The sequence below is a fragment of the Dokdonella sp. genome (genome assembly GCF_035703485.1).
Classification (GTDB): Bacteria; Pseudomonadota; Gammaproteobacteria; order Xanthomonadales; family Rhodanobacteraceae; genus Dokdonella.
This window is the reverse complement of the sequence record NZ_DASSYD010000116.1, coordinates 1-14,852: the sequence shown is the minus strand read 5'-3', so window position 1 is coordinate 14,852 and position 14,852 is coordinate 1. Positions and strand designations below refer to the sequence as shown.

14 protein-coding genes are annotated in these 14,852 nt (G+C 60.3%); 6 read left to right on the top strand and 8 right to left on the bottom strand.

From position 1 onward, the window contains the following. Position 1: 1 nt before the first annotated feature. Positions 2-1,372 (bottom strand): ArnT family glycosyltransferase, encoded by a 1,371-nt coding sequence (locus VFN25_RS08660; RefSeq protein ID WP_325140883.1) that lies wholly within the window; start codon positions 1,370-1,372, stop codon positions 2-4. Positions 1,373-1,441: 69 nt separating this feature from the next. Further along, positions 1,442-1,951, bottom strand: coding sequence for a hypothetical protein (locus VFN25_RS08655; protein ID WP_325140881.1), 510 nt, complete (start codon positions 1,949-1,951; stop codon positions 1,442-1,444). 206 nt (positions 1,952-2,157) lie between these two features. On the opposite strand from VFN25_RS08655, the gene VFN25_RS08650 reads away from it, so the two are divergent. From VFN25_RS08650 to VFN25_RS08635, 4 genes are read left to right on the top strand one after another with little or no spacing between them, the layout of a single operon-like run. Next, positions 2,158-3,264, top strand: a complete 1,107-nt coding sequence (locus VFN25_RS08650) for a hypothetical protein (RefSeq protein ID WP_325140879.1) — start codon at positions 2,158-2,160, stop codon at positions 3,262-3,264. After that, entirely contained in the window at positions 3,261-4,610 is a 1,350-nt protein-coding gene (locus VFN25_RS08645; RefSeq protein ID WP_325140877.1) for a hypothetical protein, read from the top strand. Before VFN25_RS08650 ends, VFN25_RS08645 begins: the two co-directional genes overlap by 4 nt. Further along, positions 4,607-5,692, top strand: a complete 1,086-nt coding sequence (locus VFN25_RS08640; RefSeq protein WP_325140875.1) for a glycosyltransferase — start codon at positions 4,607-4,609, stop codon at positions 5,690-5,692. Before VFN25_RS08645 ends, VFN25_RS08640 begins: the two co-directional genes overlap by 4 nt. Beyond that, a complete protein-coding gene (locus VFN25_RS08635; RefSeq protein WP_325140873.1) occupies positions 5,689-6,885 on the top strand; it encodes a glycosyltransferase family 4 protein in 1,197 nt (398 codons plus the stop codon). The genes VFN25_RS08640 and VFN25_RS08635 overlap by 4 nt, the downstream gene beginning before the upstream one ends. 9 nt (positions 6,886-6,894) lie before the next feature. Here the strand turns inward: VFN25_RS08635 and VFN25_RS08630 are convergent, their stop codons facing one another. The 6 genes from VFN25_RS08630 to VFN25_RS08605 form a co-directional block, all read right to left on the bottom strand. Further along, positions 6,895-8,280, bottom strand: coding sequence for an ATP-binding protein (locus VFN25_RS08630; protein ID WP_325140872.1), 1,386 nt, complete (start codon positions 8,278-8,280; stop codon positions 6,895-6,897). A gap of 14 nt (positions 8,281-8,294) precedes the next feature. Beyond that, on the bottom strand, positions 8,295-9,014 hold the full coding sequence (locus VFN25_RS08625) for a response regulator transcription factor (RefSeq protein WP_325140870.1): 720 nt from the start codon (positions 9,012-9,014) through the stop codon (positions 8,295-8,297). A 12-nt stretch (positions 9,015-9,026) separates the two neighbouring features. Further along, positions 9,027-9,275, bottom strand: a complete 249-nt coding sequence (locus VFN25_RS08620) for a hypothetical protein (protein ID WP_325140866.1) — start codon at positions 9,273-9,275, stop codon at positions 9,027-9,029. Between the two features lie 132 nt (positions 9,276-9,407). Next, positions 9,408-10,322: an arginine deiminase-related protein gene (locus VFN25_RS08615; protein ID WP_325140864.1), complete on the bottom strand. Its 915-nt coding sequence runs from the start codon at positions 10,320-10,322 to the stop codon at positions 9,408-9,410. Continuing rightward, entirely contained in the window at positions 10,319-10,978 is a 660-nt protein-coding gene (locus VFN25_RS08610; protein WP_325140861.1) for a DNA-3-methyladenine glycosylase I, read from the bottom strand. Before VFN25_RS08610 ends, VFN25_RS08615 begins: the two co-directional genes overlap by 4 nt. Continuing rightward, positions 10,975-11,958 carry a pyridoxal-phosphate dependent enzyme gene (locus tag VFN25_RS08605; protein ID WP_325140859.1) on the bottom strand — a complete coding sequence of 328 codons (984 nt, stop codon included), beginning with the start codon at positions 11,956-11,958 and terminating at the stop codon, positions 10,975-10,977. The genes VFN25_RS08610 and VFN25_RS08605 overlap by 4 nt, the downstream gene beginning before the upstream one ends. Positions 11,959-12,086: 128 nt before the next feature. On the opposite strand from VFN25_RS08605, the gene pepN reads away from it, so the two are divergent. Both pepN and VFN25_RS16820 read left to right on the top strand, forming a co-directional pair. After that, on the top strand, positions 12,087-14,720 hold the full coding sequence (gene pepN / locus VFN25_RS08600) for an aminopeptidase N (protein WP_325140856.1): 2,634 nt from the start codon (positions 12,087-12,089) through the stop codon (positions 14,718-14,720). A gap of 2 nt (positions 14,721-14,722) precedes the next feature. Then, positions 14,723-14,852: lipoprotein (locus VFN25_RS16820; RefSeq protein WP_414648908.1), on the top strand; the 130-nt coding region annotated here is incomplete at its 3' end.

Here is a 14,852-nt window from a genome sequence, read left to right as displayed (position 1 = left end):
TTCAGCGGCAAGGGCCATCCAGCACCGGCCCCAGCCAGGCGAGGCCGAGCAGCAATGCAGCAAGCAGGCTTCCGACCAGCAAACGCCAGCGCGTGAATGACAGTGCCGATGGCGAGTCATCTCGCTGGATCAGTGCAGCGACAAAGCTGCCGGCGAATCCGCACAGTAGCGGCTGCATCTGGAAAAAATAGCGTTCCATGATGTGCAGGCCAAGAAACAAGCTCAGCTGATAGCCAAGGTAGATCGCACAGAATGCGGCGAACGGCCTGCGCCAGCGTCGCCACAAGACGAGCCCGAAGGCACAGAGGACGAGCAGCGCGCTATGGCAGGCCGCCGCCAGCCAGGCCAGTGGTGCGTTCAGGGAACTGGCACCGTAGGCGCCGAGATAGCCTGCGCAACGCGGCCCGGGCAATTGCGAGGCAAGCAGGGTCTTGGCATTGAACAGGCGGAAATACTGGCTGCCGAGTTGCTCGCCGAGGATGTTGAAGAAGCCGCGTTCAGCAACCAGCGCACGGACTTTGTCGAGAGCAATGGCATTGCGTTGCTGCGGTGTTTCCGCGCTCTCGATGAAGGCGGTCAATGCAGGCAGACCCGCCTCGTCGATATAGTCACTGCGACTGCTGTCGAGGATGCCGACGTGCAGGTTGTACACCGAACTGTCTGCGATCAGGGGCCGACCAGTCTCGACATAGCCCTTCCAAAGTGCCGGAAACGTCGCCATCAGCAGACCGCCGGCAAACGCTGCCGCCGACAGCCAGGCAACCGAGAAGCGACCTTGCTTGCGCGACACGAAACACACGAAGAACAGCGGCCAAAGCCCGCCGAGCAGGCTTTTCAGCAGCAACGAAAAACCGATCAAGAGGCCGGCCAGCAAGGCACGCAGGTGCGGGCGCGCGTCGAAGGTCAGCAGCAAACTCAATGCGCCGAGCAGGCAGAACAGAAAGGGAACTTCAGGCCATAGCCAATGGGCGTAGGCCAGAGTCGCCGGATTGAGCAGAAAAATCGTCCCGGCCAGCAATGCTGCCAGGCGGGTGTCCAGGGTTTCCCAGAGTCGAACCAGCAGCGCAGCACAGACCGCGAGCAAGCCGATCTGGACGATCTGCACCGCCAGCACATGGCTGCCGAACAGCGCATAGATGGCGGCGATGAGCCAGGTCTGGCCGGGTGGCCAGATAAACAGTTCCGGCACGGCTTGTCCGGCGAGCAGGGCCAATGCGCGCTGGTTGTAGTCGAACTCGTCGCCAACCAGCAGTTTCTGGTTCGGCTGGTAGTAGATCCAGAGCAGGGCGGCATTGAGCAACAGCCACACCGCAACGGCCAGCCAGGGCCAGGCGCGGTGCAAGCATCGGCCTGGCTGGAGATCGGCTTTCATGGAGTCCATGTTCGTCATCGCCAGCCGGTTGTGCTGGCCTCGACAGGCGACAACGACCGTTGCGCCTGATTACTGCTGCGCAGGTTCGGAGCGGGGCGAGCGCTTCGCCGGTGCCTTGAACGTGGGTGTCATCTTTTCGTGGACACCCGCGGTGCTGATCGATTCGACGTAGTACCAGTAGTCCTTGCACGGATCGATGGTGTCATCGCGCCAGGAATACTTCTGCGTTTCATCAGTGGTGCCGGCACCGAGGATCGGATCCTTGTTCAACTTGGTGAACTCGCCGTTTTCAGTATCACCACGGAAGACATCGAAGCCGAAATTGTCCTGCTCGCTGGCCAGCGACCATTTCGGTGTATTTGCCAGGCGATCTTCTGCAGCCAGCGCAGACTGGTCGCCGCAATCGCCTTCCGGCGCTTTCACGGCAACTGCTTCAGGTGGCGATGCAGCCACGGGTGCGGTTTGTGCCGGTTCGGCTGGCGCTTCAGACGCGGGCGAGGCCGTGGTTTGATCAGGCGAAGGCTGGTTGCAGGCAACCAGAAGCAGCGGCAGCAGAAGGCTCAGAATGACAATGCGCATGGTGATTCCAATGGGGACAGGGATTCCGCCTCGATGCAGCGTTGTGACTGGACAGAAGCGGATCAGGCAACGATAGTCGCGCCATGCATGACATGGCAACCCGAAAACCTGCGAGAATGCCCGATCCCGGCCGGTGGTCCCGATTCCGTGCGTGGCATTTCTGCGTTGCCCTCGTCTGCTGGCTGGCGAGCATGCCGGCAATGGCCGTGAGCGTGGACCTTGAAACCACCCCGGCTGGCGAACTGTTTCCGGCGTTGGAGCTCTCGCAGCTTGCCGCCGATTCGATCGAGCAGGATCAGGGCAGCGGCCTGCTGCGCATCCAGCTTCGCGGTGTACGTGAGCCGCGGGATATTCAGCTGAGCGTGTCGACGCCGGGCTTGCGCAAGCCGACCTTGATCAGTCGCCACATCACCGCCGATACCGTACTGCGACCTCGCCTGGACTGGGATGCTGCCGCCTTGCTGGGTTTGAAGGAGCCTCGACGTCAGACGATCAAGGTTCGACTCGTCGCCCGCGGCATGGAGACGATCGAGCGTCACTTCGAAGTGCGTGTCCATCCGCTCGATGAGGCTCTCTATTTCGTCCGCGAAGGCAAAGCGCGGATCGATCTTGGCTGGGCCTTCGCCGCCTGGGTGGATCCGCAGGATCCAATCATCGACGATCTGCTTGATCTGGCCGGTATTGAACCCGGTGCAATTGCTGCGGCATCGCTGGATCGTGCCGCGCGCATGCGTCTGGCCCGGCTGTTGTGGGTTGCCCTGGAGCAACGTGGACTGCGCTACGCCGATGAGGGGGCCGGCTTGAGCCAGGGACCGGTCATCTATAGCCAGCGCGTGCGCCTGCTTTCGAGCATCTGGAACCAGCGCGTGGCCAATTGTCTGGATGGCAGCGTACTGATTGCCTCGGCGCTGGAACGTCTCGGTATTGGGAGCCTGCTGGTGCTGGTGCCCGGGCATGCCTTTGTCGGCTTCTATGTCGACGATGATCGACATCAGGCGGAATTTCTTGAAACGACCTTGCTCGGCTTCCGTCGACCAAGCGCTGGCGTGGTCGAAACTGTTACTCAGATTCGGCGCCGCGCCGAGACAGGTTTCGATGCGGCGCGAAGTGCCGGTCGCGAACGCTATCAACGGGCGCGCTCCAGACTCGATGGCAAGCATCGTCCGGACTACGCACTTATCGACATTTCGACAGCGCGTGCCTATGGCATCATGCCGCTGGCGGTCGGCCGTGGGGAACGCACGGCGGATGCGCCTGTTGCCTCATCCGGACCTGCCATCCACGCCACAAGCCCAGCCAGTCGATCTCCGTGAATTCAGCAGTTGCAGACAATCCGCTTCAGCGGATCAAGCAAGAGATTCGTGCCGATGCCGAGCAGGCGCGCGCGCGCGCGGCCCAGGGCGAATTGCGGTCCGGCGTGACTTCGCCGATCACACTCGCCATTCTCGCCGAGCGACGTAACCACTACACGATCGAAGAGCTTTCCAGGCAGCATTACACCGACTTTATCGAACAGGCCTATTTTGCCCTGCTGCGAAGATCGCCCGATTCCTCCGGACACCGGGCGCAGATCCGATTGCTGGAACGAGGGCGCAGCAAGATCGAGATTCTCGGCAATCTGCGCTTCTCTGCCGAAGGCCGCGAGATAGGCGTGCGCGTTCCGTGGTTGTTGCCACGCTATTTGTTGGCCAAGGCGACGGCGATCCCGCTGCTTGGCTATGCGGTCGAATTGCTGATGTGCATCGCAGGCCTGCCCCGAATTCTGCGCCATCAACGTGGCGCGGATGCGTATCACGCGGCACGCAATATCGAACTCAGGCAGGCGCTTGGTATCCAGGTCGCCGAGAACGCAGCGCTGCATGAGGAAATCGACCGGCTTGAAGGTGAGCACAGTGGCCTGGTCGCCCAATTGCAACAGACCAGTGAACGCTTCGTACCGGTACATGCGGAGCTGAGTCAGGCGTTCAACGAGATTCGCGACCTGCGTCATCTGCTCATGAGCTTGAACCACTGGCAAGCATCGTTGCGGCAAAATTTGTCGGAAATGGAAGTAGCCGAAGCGGATCAGATGCGTCGCCGGGACGGACTGAATATCGACGTGAGTACGCGCATGCTGGCTTCCGACAAGAGCCGCGCTTCCCGTGTCGAACAATGGACGCAGCTGTTTGCGGATGACTTGCCCGATCAGGCCAAGGTCCTTGATATCGGCAGTGGTCTCGATTGGCTGCAATCGCTGACTGCGTGCAATCTCAGCATCACCGGTGTCGACGCCAGCAACCGCGCAGGCCAGCGAGCTGGCGAAGTCGGCATCAAGATGGCCATTGCCGATCCTTCCAGCGTGCTCGCGCGCATTGCCGATCATTCGCTCGACGCTGTGAGCATTCTCGATATCGCGCCACTCCTGCGCAGCGTTCCGACGCTGGCGTTGCTGGAGATCCTGCGTCGCGTGTTGCGTCCGCATGCGCGATTGCTGATCGGGTTTGCCCAGGAACATGGATCGATCATCAATCGTCTCGAAGGACATGCCAACGTACACGCCGATGCAGACCTGATCGAGCATGCGTTGGAGGTTTCCGGATTCGTCGATATCAAACGACATTCGTCGAGTGATGGCATGCATTGCGTTGTCGCCTCGAATGCAGGAAACGATCGCGCATGAAGGTAGCCATATTGATACCCGTACTGACGAGCAAGGATGCGGTCGGTGCTGACGCTCTTGCGATGGCGGCGATCCTTGATGAATCGGGTCTGGATACCCGCATCTTCTGCAACTCGTCGACGGGCGTGCGCCGCAAGACCTGGCCCGCCGAGGAATTGAATGCGTTTGCCGGCGGCCCGAATGATCTTGTCATTTATCATTTTTCCACCGGTTGGCCGGCGGCTGTGGAGTTGCTCAAGCGCTGTCGCGGTTATCGTGTCATCAAGTACCACAACATCACGCCTTCACGATTTTTCGAACCTTATTCCGCGGAATATCACGGTGGCTGCGAAAAGGGTCGGCGCGAGCTGGCAACGGTCGCCAACCTCGGCTGCGAGTTGTATCTCGGCGATTCCGCCTACAACCTCGCCGAGCTCGTCGAAGTCTGCAAAACGAAACTCCATAGCGGGATTCTTCCACCATTCCACCGCGTCGAGGAGCTTGTCGCCGCGGAAGCGGATACGTCATTGGTCGATGCCCTGACCGATGGGGCGAAAAACTTTCTCATGGTTGGACGAGTGGCGCCGAACAAGGGTCATCTGAACCTGATCGATGCGTTTTCGGCGTATGTGCGAGGTTATGCGGAGCCGGCGCGATTGCTGCTCGTCGGCAAGATTGATGCGCGCCTGCAAACCTATACGGATTCGATCCGCCAGCGCATCGATGCGCTTGGTCTTGCCGATCAGGTGCTGTGGATCGATGCGGCCAGCGAGGCTCAGCTCAAGGCGGCGTACATCAGCAGCCATGTCTTCATGCTCATGAGCGAACACGAAGGATTCTGCGTGCCGCTGATCGAATCGATGGCTTTGGCGACGCCGATCGTGGCCCATGCATCGAGCGCGGTTCCGGAAACACTTGGCGATGCCGGTATCGCCTGGGATGAGCAGGACCCCTGGCTCTATGCGGCGAGTGCGGCACGCCTGTTTGGCGATGATCAGATGCGTGCCGATCTGCTCGAATGCGGACGTCGTCGCTACCAGGAGAATTTCGCCAACGAAGTGCTGCGCAAACGATTTCTCGGCTATCTGGAGCCAGTCCTTTGAGTTCACGAATCGCCATCGTCGTGCCGCGCTGTCACGAACGTCTGGTCGGTGGTGCCGAAGCGCTGGCCTGGCAATATGCCCAGCTGTTGTCGAGCGCCTACAAGGTCGAGATTCTGACCTCGACGGCATTCGACTACATGCGCTGGGACAATGATCTCAAGGCCGGGGTCGAAGAGCGGGATGGCATCACCATTCGGCGCTTTCATGTGGCGCGGGGTCGTACCGCCTATTTCCACGCCTTGCATCGGAACATGCTCGATGCGTTCAAACGCTCCGAAGCAAATGCGCCCGACCGGCGCTACTGCTGGCCGGAGGCGCTCGAAGAAGAGTTCATTCGCGCCCAAGGGCCGAATTGCCCGGATTTGAGTACCTGGCTTGCAATACATGAAGATGACTACGCGGCCATTTTCTTTCTGCCTTATCTGTATCCCACCACGCTTGATGGAAGCCGCGCGCTTTCCCATCGGCGCTGGGCCTTGATCCCGGCACTGCATGACGAGCCGCCGGCGTATCTGAAAACCTTCGGGCGCATGGCCCGCACGGCACCGCGCGTATTGTGGAATGCAGAGGCCGAACGGCGTCTGGGTGCGCGCATCTGGAACCTCGATTCAGGCCATGTCGTTTCGATGACGGTTGCCACGGACCTTGTCTCGGCGGCCATGGAAGCCAGGCCGTACCTGCTTTATTGCGGTCGCATCGATGTCAGCAAAGGTTGTGCGCAATTGCTCGAGGGATTCGAGGCCTACAAGGCCGCGCATCCGGAATCGGACTTGCAACTGGTCCTGACCGGCAACGATGTCCTCGGTGTCGGCAAGCGCAAGGATGTTCGCTACCTCGGTTTTGTCGAGGAGCAACGCAAGTTCGAGCTGATGGCCGGTGCCGTCGCCTTTGTCCAGCCTTCGCCTTACGAGAGCCTCAGCATCGTGTTGCTTGAAGCCATGGCGCAGCGCACGCCGGTCATCGTCAATGGTCGCTGCGAGGTACTGGTTGATCACGTCAAATCCAGCGCCAGCGGGTTGATCTATGCTGATCAGAATGAATTCATCGGGTCGATCGGCAAGATGCTCGCGATGAGCGGGAAGCGGCGTGCGCTGGAAGGCGACAACGCGCGAAACTACGTGCTGAAGAATTACAGTCGCGAACAGATCACGACGCGTTTGATGGCTGAGGTCGAAACGCTGGCGGCAGGTTGAAGGAAAGCGTCAATCGCCGAGCAGACGCAGTTCGAAGCGGGCGCCGCCGAGGGTCGGCGACCGTGAGACCTTGAGGCTGCCCTTGTAGGCCTTGATGATGTCCTGGACGATCGACAGGCCGATGCCGTGGCCTTGCACGCGCTCATCCCCGCGGACTCCGCGCTGGAGCAGATGTTCAACGCGATCTTCGGGAATGCCGGGGCCATCGTCTTCGATGATCAGGTCAAGTCCGCCGAAACGGCTTCCAGCGCCGGGCACCGGAGATGCGCTGAAAAGAACCTTGTGTCTGGCCCACTTGAAGGCGTTTTCGAGAACATTGCCGAGCAGTTCCATGAGATCGCCCTGATCGCCGCGAAAGCGGGTTTCCGGATCGATCTCGAATTCGCACAGCACGTGCTTGGCCGCATAGACCTTTTCCAGGCTGCGCACGATTTCCTCGGCATAGGGTTCCAAGGGCAATGGCGCAGCGAAGGTCTGGCGTCCGGAGGTGGCTGCGCGCGACAACTGGTAGGCGACAATTTCGTCCATCCGTCCCACTTGCTCAAGGACGGTCCAGCGCAACTGCTTTTCGTCGGTTTCGGCTTCGAGCTGGGTACGCATCACTGCCAATGGAGTTTTCAGACTGTGGGCAAGATCGGCCAACGTGTTGCGATAGCGTTTAAGTCGATCACGCTCCGAATCGATGAAGGTGTTGAGGTTGGTGGCGAGGCCGGACAACTCGGTCGGATAGCGGTCGCCGAGATGTTCGGAGGCACCGCGTTCCACGCGACTCAGATCGGCGGCGACCTTGCGCAGTGGCGCCATGCTCCAGCGCAAGACGGCCAGCAGCAACAACAGGAGCAAGACGCCAAGCCCGCCAAGCCAGGTCAGCAAGGTGCGCCGAAAGGCCTTGACCTGATTCTGCACGGCGCTGCCATCTTCGGCGATGTTGACGGTGAGGTGGAGTTCGGTCCGGTTGGCGACACTCCAGGTGACGCCTTGCGAAAGTACGAACAGATTGCCGTGATTGGTGTGCACGGGCCCGCGAAATTCGCTGGAACCTTGTTCGAGTTCGCTGTTGAGCGGCAGGTCGAGACCAAGTGCGGATGGAGAGCGCCATTGGCGTTCCTTGGCGTTGCGCACGTGGTCGCCGACGATGCTCGCGTAGAGGCCGGAGCCGGGGCGATCAAAGCGCGGATCCGGGCCGACCTCGGGAGGAATCAGATTGCCGGCGCGGTTGGTATCCGCGCCGGCCAGGTAAGCGTGCAGATAGCCCTGCAGGCGATCTCGCTGCGAACTCATCGCGGCATCGAAAAACGCCTGGTCAAGGGCGAAAAACGCGAGGCCGAGAAATGCTGCCAACGCAATGCCCGCCGCCGCAAGCGAGCGCGTCTGCAGGGAAAGCGGGCGGACCATCGAAATGCCTGGCGTTATGTGGTCGCCGGTGCTGTTTCAGGTTCCTCGGCGCCATTGTCGGTGCGTTCGAGTGCGAAACGATAGCCGCGTCCTCGCACTGTCTCGATCGGCTTGATCGTGCTTTCCGGATCAAGTTTGCGGCGCAGGCGACCGATGAAGACCTCCAGCACATTCGAGTCGCGATCGAAATCCTGCTGGTAGATGTGCTCGGTCAGGTCAGCCTTCGAGACGAGTTCACCGGCGTGCATCATCAAGTATTCGAGAACCTTGTACTCGTAGCTGGTCAGATCGACGGGGTTGCCGTTGGCACTGACGGTTTGCGCGGTCGTGTCGAGGGCAATCGGGCCGCATTCGAGCAGCGGCCGTGACCAGCCACTCGCGCGCCGCACCAGGGCATTGATGCGGGCCAGCAATTCCTCGACATGGAATGGCTTGACCAGATAGTCGTCGGCTCCGTACTTCAGCCCCTGAACCTTGTCCTGCCAGGATGAGCGCGCAGTCAGGATCAGGATCGGATAAGTCTGGCCGTCTTCGCGCAATTGCTTGACCAGATCCATGCCGGACAATTTCGGAAGACCGAGATCGATAATGGCGATATCGAACGGTACTTCGCGACCAAGGAAAAGTCCTTCCTCGCCATCGCCGGCTGCATCCACTGCAAAGCCGTCGCGCTTGAGGCGAGCCGCAAGGGTTTCGCGCAGCGGAGCTTCGTCTTCCACCAGTAGTACACGCATTGCAATCTCCTGTTATTGGTCTGCCTTGATTTCCAGAACGCGAACCTGGCCACTCGGCGTTAGTATCTTGATGCGGAAAATCTTTCGCTTGCCGATGCGCAAGGTCTGAACACTAAGCACCTTGGCATCGGTTTCACGCTGCACCTGTTCTACCGCTTGTTGAACCGTAATCTCCTTCGCGTAGACGAAAGAACTCAGCGACATGATCGCAACCGCCATTGCCAGCGCGGAAAAACGGACTCGTCCTGAATTTGCAATCATTGCTGAAATCAAGTGTTCGAAAGTGGCCGCTCAAGGGTCCGCGACCTGTGCAGTCTCGACGGCGTGTATTGAATTCCCGCTGAACTTGGGGTTGAGGCGTAGCTGCGGGCTACGAAGCTATCGTCGATTGGCTCAAAATATTTCTCCGACACAGCATCGCAAGCTGCCCCCGGCCTTCTCGATTTCGGCCAGTTCGACGCTGCCGACGACGAAGCCGCTGCGCTCGAGGATCTCGATCTGCTCCGCTGAAAGACTGGAGGCAGCGCGCGCGCTCATCCAGACCCGGCCGCTCGACAGACTGATCGCATTGGCGGCAAATGCCTGTTTCTGCGCATCGCTGATGCTGACGATGTTCGGCGCATAGAGCGAGGCAATAGCCCTGGCTGCGGCGCTGTCACGAAATCCCGACTCGGCGATGATCGCGGCCCGGCCGGCGAGAATGGCGAGGACAACGTTGGTATGGTATTCGCCCTCGGCGAGCTCGAAACAATAGCTCAGACGCAGGCCGAACGCTTCGTGCATGGCCCGCGCACCGGCCATGTCGCAGCGCTCGGAAAGGCCGCAATAGCCGATGCCACGCGATCGATCGATGACCAGCGCGCCGGTCAATTCGGCGACCAGTTCACGACCCGACAAATCGATGACCTCGCGATCCTGCAGGGTTCCCAGCCAGTTGCGGATGTCGGCGCGCGCGGTTTCGCGCTGGCGCACGGCATGGCGCATGCGGCCGATGATCAAGCGCCCCGGTGTGGTCGCAAAGGCGTTGTTCGGAAACACCCCGTCGCTTGCCTTGGGGTCGCCGGGGAACGTCACCAGCGGAACATCTTCACTGAGGCGTCGAGCCAGTTCCGCGTGCTCGGCGAGGGCATGCAAGGCATCGGGTTTGCGATCGAGATCCATGTAGCGGTTGTCACTGGCGGACTCTGCGGCCAGGGAAAACTCGATCGGGCTGACCAGGAATGCCGCCTTTGCAGTGGCCGGCAGTTGTGGCCCGGCTGGCCGCGAAGCGACTGCGTCGAGAAACGCCTGGGCATCGGTAACAATCATGCGAGAGATTTTCCTTTGTGGTTCAAGGGGTGGCAGAAGCAGGTTGTCAGATGGTCATTGACCATGCCGGTTGCCTGCATGAAGGCGTAGATGATGGTCGATCCGACAAAGCGCAGGCCGCGCTTGTGCAAGGCTTTGCTCAAGGCGTCGGAAATACCGCTGGTGGCCGGGACTTCGGCCTGTGAGGTCCATTGATTGAGCAGCGGTTTGCCATCGACGAACGACCACAGCCAGGCATCGAGGCTGCCGAATTCCTCGATGATCGCCAGTACCGCACGCGCATTGTTGCGCGCGGAAAATATCTTCAGGCGATTGCGAATCAGACCTGGATCGAGCAGCAGCTTTTCCAGCTGCGCATCGGACATCGCCGCCACCTTTGCGATCTCGAACCCGTGAAAGGCGCGGCGATACGCATCGCGTTTGCCAAGCACAGTGCGCCAGCTCAGGCCGGCCTGGGCCCCTTCAAGCACGATGAATTCGAACAGGCGCTGATCGTCATGCACGGGCACGCCCCATTCCTCGTCGTGATAGCGGCGATAGGCCAGATCGACCGACTTGCCGATGGCCCAGTCGCAACGCGACTTTCCATCGTCGGCGAGCTCGACCTGGCTTTTGGATCGGGTCGGAGTGTGGGTCTTCGATGATTTCGTGCTCATGCCATGTGTCCGGAAATCGGTTCCTGCCATGGCAAGGCGTCCAGATCGACGTTGCCACCGGTCAGGATCAGGCCGACGCGCATGCCTGCAAAACGCTCGCGATACTGGATGGCAACGGCCAGAACGATTGCCGCCGAGGGCTCGACGATGATCTTCATGCGTTGCCAGATCAGGCGCATCGCAGCGATCGTGGCTTCATCATCGACGGTCAGCACCTCGACTCCGTGCTCTCGGATCATCGAGAAATTGATCTCGCCGACGAGGGTGCGCAATCCATCGCAAATCGTATCGGGGGTGAACGGTCCGACCCGTTGCCCGCGCTGCAGTGATTCGAAGGTATCGGCAGCCCCTGAAGGCTCGGCACCGATCACCTTGCATTGCGGGGCGAGTGCGGCGGCGCAGATCGCCGTGCCACAGATCAGGCCGCCACCGCCGACCGGCGCGATCAACACATCCAGCGGACCGGTTTCGAGAATCAACTCCCTCGCGGCGGTGCCCTGGCCGGCAATCACCGCAGTGTTCGCGTACGGATGGACGAGGGTTGCTCCGGTTTCGTCGCGCACGCGCTCGGCGGTTTCCTCGCGAGCGGCAATGGTTGCTGCGCAGCGATGCACGCTTGCACCATAGTCGCTAATCGCCTCGGCCTTTGAGCGAATCGCGCCTTGCGGAACGATTACATGGGCGGGAATGCCGCGCGTGCGCGCGGCCAGTGCCAGTGCCGCGCCGTGATTGCCGGAGGAGTGGGTGACGACGCCTTTGTCTGCCACAGCATCGGTCAGCGACCAGACCGCATTGCAGGCGCCGCGAAACTTGAAGGCGCCGACGCGCTGGAAATTCTCGCACTTGAACAGCAGCTCGGCACCTGCACGCTCATTGATCGAGTGCGATTGGAGCACGGGCGTCAGCCGGGCGTGGGCGGAGACCCGGGCCGCCGCCGCTTCAATATCGGTGAACAAGACGGCATCCGGTCTGGTGGTCATTGATTTCGGCGTGTTTGCGAGCGAGGTGCGAACAATACAGTTGACGGTCATTGAGGTGTAGCCCTTCACAGCACCTGATGCGCATGATCTGATGCAAGGCTGATCTTTCCCTGAGTCTCGTTCAAATCATGGGCAAACCGGTTATTTACCTTGATGACTACAAAGTTCCTGCCTGGCGGATGGAAACCGTGAAGCTGAGCTTTGATCTCGATCCGCAACTGACGACCGTGCATGCGTGCCTGACCCTGAGTCAGGATCCGGCGCAGGAGGATGTCGAGCTGAGTCTCGACGGAGAAAACATCGAGCTGGTTGAGCTTCGAGTCGACGGACGTCTGCTTGAATTCGATGAATATTGCGTCGACGAGCGTGGGTTGTGCATTCCCGGCATGCGCGGCAAGGTTGTCATCGATACCTGTTCGCGGATCCGCCCGAGCGAAAACAGCGCGATGCTTGGCGTGTACCTGAGTGGTGGCACCGAGAAGGGCTTTCTGCTCAGCCAGTGCGAGGCCGAAGGGTTCCGCCATGTCACCTGGTCGATTGATCGGCCCGATGTCCTGGCTCGCTACGAAGTGACCTTGCGCGCCGATCGCGCGCGCTTTCCGGTGCTGCTTGCCGGCGGAAATCCGGCCGGCTCCGGTGAGCTCGCCGATGGACGTCACTGGGCGCGATTCGTCGATCCGCAACCGAAGCCGGCGTATCTGTTCGCGCTTGTCGCAGGCCAACTTGATGCGATCGAGGATGTCCACGTCACCGCAGAGGGCAGACGCGTGCGTCTGCTGATCTGGGCGGACGCCGCCGTTGTCGAACGCTGTCGCCATGCGATGGCCTGCCTCAAGGCGGCGATGGTCTGGGATGAGCAGAATTACGGGCGCAACTATCAACTCGATGTTTTCCATGTCGTCGCCACCGATGATTTCACCATGGGTGCGATGGAGAATACCGGCCTCAACATTTTCAATTCCAGATACCTGCTGGCCGATCCCTTGCATGCGACCGATGACGACTATCGCCATGTGCTGGCCGTGGTTGCTCATGAGTATTTCCACAACTGGACTGGTAACCGGATCACTTGCCGTGACTGGTTCCAGTTGTGCCTGAAAGAGGGACTGACGGTTTACCGGGAGCAGGAGTTCGTCTCTGACGAGGCGTCGCGCACGCTGCGTCGCATCGAGGATGTGCGCATCCTGTGGCGCGCGCAGTTCAGCGAAGATGCCGGTCCGTTGGCCCATCCGGTCAGACCATCCAGCTACACCGAGATCAACAACTTCTATACGGCGACCGTCTATGAAAAGGGTGCCGAAATAGTACGCATGCTGGCGACACATCTGGGCAAGGACGGTTTTCGTCGCGGCATGGATTTGTATTTCGATCGCCATGACGGCGAGGCGGTAACGGTCGAGGACTTTCTCGCTGCACTGGGTGACGCCAATGGGTGCGATCTGAGCGCCTGGCTGGTTTGGTACACCGAGGCGGGTACACCGATGCTGGAGGTCAGCGAAAAATACGATCCGCTTGAACGCCGCTTCGAATTGAGCGTAATCCAGCATCGGCCGGCCACTGAGACTCAAGCGACGGCACGGCCAATTCCCTTGGCAGCAGCCTTGTTCGACGATGAAGGAAAGCCATTGGCTCTGCATCGCGAAGACGTTTCGCCGACATCTGTCGAGAGCGTGTTGCTGCTGGATGGGTTTGCCGCAACATTTCGATTCGAGCAAGTGCCGAGCAAGCCGATACTTTCGTTGCTGCGCGGGTTTTCGGCGCCGGTACGAATTGCACGAGATCAGGATTGGGGTTCGCTCGCAACGCTGGTTGGTCACGACAGCGATAGTTTCAATCGGTGGTTGGCCGGCGATGCGCTTGCGCTACGCTGTTTCCTCGCCGCTATGGACGGTGATCCATCTGCTGGTGGCGCGCGTGATGCCTGGTTGACGAGTTTGCTTGCCGCTTTCGATACGCCAGATCTCGACCCCGCCACTCTGGCCGAGATGCTGACCCTGGCAGACGAAGCGACCCTGAGTGATGCGTTGAGCAGCTTCGATCCGGATGCCGTGCATGAGGCCCGGACGCAACTGGAAGTGACGATGGCGCGAAGGCTTGAGTCAGCCTTGCTTGAACGATACCGGACGCTGGCCCCGGCTTCGCTTGAAGGCATGCAGGCAGCGGCGCAAGCACGTCGTCGCCTGCGCAATCGCTGTCTGGCCTTGCTGTGCCGGGCTGATGAGAAACACCACGCCCTGGCTTGCAGTCACTACGATGATGCAGTCTGCCTCAGCGACAAGCTCGCCGCGCTGATCTGTCTGGTTCACGGCGCTGATCAGCGCTCGGAGCAACGGCTCAAGGAATTTGCCGCGCAATATTCCGCTGCCACGACGGTCATGGACAAGTGGTTTTCAGTACAAGCCACGATTCCGCATCGGGATACGCTGCATCGGGTGGATGCGCTGACTCGGCACGAGGCGTTTCTCTGGAACAAGCCAAACAAGATCCATGCACTGGTGCTCGGGTTTGCGCTGCGCAATCCGCTCGCCTTCCATCGCCAGGATGGCCTCGGCTATCGGTTTGCAGGCGATGCGATCTGTCGCGTCGACAAGATCATGCCGCAGGTCGCTGCGCGCCTCGCTACGGCGTTCGCGATCTGGCCGAGGGTCGAGCCACAGCGACGCCAGCTGATGCGCCTGGAAATGCAAAGAATTCAGCGCAGCACACCATTATCGACTGACCTCGCTGACATTCTTTCGCGAAGCCTTGCTGCCTCAACTTGAATATGCGGGGTCACGGGTGCATGTTTGACTCAAGTGCATGTGCGCTAAAGCATCTGGAGAACACCATGAAACGCTCTCTGCCAGCCCTTGTTTCACTGCTGTTGTTGTCAGGTTGCGCCACAACGGGCAGCA

Bases quoted from the DNA above. Each gene is read 5' to 3' on its own strand.
- VFN25_RS08660 (WP_325140883.1), bottom strand. From the start codon at position 1,372: ATGAAAGCCGATCTCCAGCCAGGCCGATGCTTGCACCGCGCCTGGCCC.
- VFN25_RS08655 (WP_325140881.1), bottom strand. From the start codon at position 1,951: ATGCGCATTGTCATTCTGAGCCTTCTGCTGCCGCTGCTTCTGGTTGCC.
- VFN25_RS08640 (WP_325140875.1), top strand. From the start codon at position 4,607: ATGAAGGTAGCCATATTGATACCCGTACTGACGAGCAAGGATGCGGTC.
- VFN25_RS08630 (WP_325140872.1), bottom strand. From the start codon at position 8,280: ATGGTCCGCCCGCTTTCCCTGCAGACGCGCTCGCTTGCGGCGGCGGGC.
- VFN25_RS08625 (WP_325140870.1), bottom strand. From the start codon at position 9,014: ATGCGTGTACTACTGGTGGAAGACGAAGCTCCGCTGCGCGAAACCCTT.
- VFN25_RS08620 (WP_325140866.1), bottom strand. From the start codon at position 9,275: ATGATTGCAAATTCAGGACGAGTCCGTTTTTCCGCGCTGGCAATGGCG.
- VFN25_RS08615 (WP_325140864.1), bottom strand. From the start codon at position 10,322: ATGATTGTTACCGATGCCCAGGCGTTTCTCGACGCAGTCGCTTCGCGG.
- VFN25_RS08610 (WP_325140861.1), bottom strand. From the start codon at position 10,978: ATGAGCACGAAATCATCGAAGACCCACACTCCGACCCGATCCAAAAGC.
- VFN25_RS08605 (WP_325140859.1), bottom strand. From the start codon at position 11,958: ATGACCACCAGACCGGATGCCGTCTTGTTCACCGATATTGAAGCGGCG.
- pepN (WP_325140856.1), top strand. From the start codon at position 12,087: ATGGGCAAACCGGTTATTTACCTTGATGACTACAAAGTTCCTGCCTGG.